We start from the raw sequence: 2,306 nt of genomic DNA, 5'->3' as shown, positions 1-2,306 counted from the left end.
TACAACGTGATTGTATATGGAAAGTTGCGTGTTTGTGTGCGAGGATTTTCCGAAGGAAAATCAGAAGCTAGCAAACGAGCGACTAACTTTGGTTTAGCCAAAACTAGCAATTTTTTTTATACGGTGTTAGCACAAGTAATTTATTCCGCTAGTTTCAATAACGGAGAATCTGATTCTACTTTGTCATATTTTGTTTGATTTCCGCTATCTATTCTTTGAACAATTAATTCTTTTTCGGTGAGTTTTATTATCTTAAAGAAAGGTTTTTTATCTAAATAAATAATATTGTCTTTTATATTAAATTCAGTTGTAAGTTTAAGTCCGAACTTATTTTGAGTTAAGGAATTATTTTTAAAAGTCAGAAAGAAATGAAGTTCGTTCATTGTTGGATATTCTTTTTCTAAATCAATAATTTTTTCTTCTCCACTTTCTGAAATTTCGGTCATTTTAGTTAATGTGGGTTTTGGCGGTTTTTTGTCCACATAATGCCATACACCTTTTATTAATTCATCGGGATTTTGTTGGCAAGATAATATTAAGCTAATCGCAATTAATAATGTCGGAATGATTTTCATATGGTTTTTCATTTATTTGTGCTAACGGTCTGTGTATGATGCGTTGCGTGGGTTTGGCACTAAGTTAGTAAATTAAAACTGGCAATAATTCAGCGCGAGGATTTTCCGATGAGGAAAATTAGAAGCATTGAATTATACACTTTGTTAGCAAACGTTTTATTTGAATTCCCATAATTTGATAAATATTATTATACCCAATTATTGCCAATTAAGAATTGGAAAACCACTATTAATATTTGGAGATATATCCGATTTCCATAGAATATTGGCAGCTCCATTGAGTTGATTAATAAAGGTACTTGATTTCATTTCTGATATTGATTTACTTATTCCATCAGTTGAAAACTGATAATCACCTTCCAAGAAATAACAAGCAGTAACATTTACGGTTGTACTAAAACCATCATAATCGTATACAACAATATTGTCATTGTCAGAAATCCTTCTGCTTGTATTAGGCACTAGCCCAATATTATAGCAATACTTTATATCTGCAATGCCAGCACCTCCAACAATACCAGCGGCAAGTGAATTACAGTTTATTGAGCCAATGTTGTAGCAATTTTCGATATAAGATATTTTATTATTAAGAGCATCACATCTACCGACAATTCCACCACACCTGGCAATTCCGCTTATATTGCCAATATTATAAGATAATTCAACCGTACCGTTATATAAACTACCAACAATTCCGCCAACTTCTACTCCTGAAGTTTCAATAATTCCTTTATTATAACATTTTGAAATTTTTGAATCTCCAGATAAATATCCAACAATTCCACCAATTTTTGTTTTACCTGAAAGAGAACCATTAAAATTACTATCTTCAAAATTTGTTGAAAATTCCGCCCAACCTGTCACTCCACCGACCATGTTTTCACCACCAATATCCCCCAAAGAAAAACAGTTTTTTATCATATCTCCAGAAGAGTAACCCGTAATACCTCCAACTTCAAAATTACCATTTAGCGATGTTAAATTTGCAGAACAATTTTCTAATGTATTTCTGACTGATCTTCCAACAACCCCGCCAACCTTTTCATTACCTTTAATTATTCCATTGAATGAACAGTTTTCTATTTTAACACCATTGGAAGTTTCATATCCTAAGAGCCCTCCGACATTATCATTGCCAATTACATTGCCTGTAAATGAAGAATTAGTAATGCTCTTTGACAAAGAAGTTCCGACAATCCCTCCAACAAAATCATATCCATTAACATCTCCTTCTAAAAGTAAATTTTTTATAGAAGAATTATAACCGATAATTCCAAAGAAGCCAACATAATTTTTTTCGGGGTAATCAATAACAATGTTAGAAATGGATTTATTGTTGCCGTCAAAATGTCCATTAAAAATATAGTCTGTTTTTAGTCCTCCAATTGGAGTCCATGATTTGCAACTTAAATTTATGTCAGAAACTAATTTGAAATACTTAGATGTGTAATCATTAATACTAACTGAAAGTGTATCATTTACTTGCTGAGCTAAATAAAATAAATGTTCTGCTGATTCTATTTGATATGGATTAGAAATAGAACCATCTCCTTTAACCCAAATTGAAGGAATGATTTCTTTACAATCAGATTCTATTGGGACTTCTTCATTATCTGCAGGATTTGCAGTCTCACTCTCACAAGAAAATAATACTGTATATAATAAAATTAAAGGTAAAATTAATTTTCGCATGTTATCTATTTTTGGTAGGTTTTTAATGTTTGCTAACGT

The 2,306-nt window shown here is 31.4% G+C and carries 2 protein-coding genes; both read right to left on the bottom strand.

Annotated elements, in window-relative coordinates; all coding sequences use genetic code 11:
- Positions 1-140: 140 nt before the first annotated feature.
- Complete coding sequence (locus ACFQ1R_RS11555; RefSeq protein WP_379926380.1) at positions 141-575, bottom strand: hypothetical protein; 435 nt, start codon at positions 573-575, stop codon at positions 141-143.
- A gap of 198 nt (positions 576-773) precedes the next feature.
- A partial coding sequence (locus ACFQ1R_RS11550; protein WP_379926379.1) for a hypothetical protein occupies positions 774-2,306 on the bottom strand: 1,533 nt, incomplete at its 5' end.

This window comes from Mariniflexile jejuense (genome assembly GCF_042675665.1).
Lineage (GTDB): Bacteria > Bacteroidota > Bacteroidia > Flavobacteriales > Flavobacteriaceae > Mariniflexile > Mariniflexile jejuense.
This window is presented reverse-complemented; position numbering and strand designations above follow the sequence as displayed.

Bases quoted from the DNA above. Each gene is read 5' to 3' on its own strand.
- ACFQ1R_RS11555 (WP_379926380.1), bottom strand. From the start codon at position 575: ATGAAAATCATTCCGACATTATTAATTGCGATTAGCTTAATATTATCT.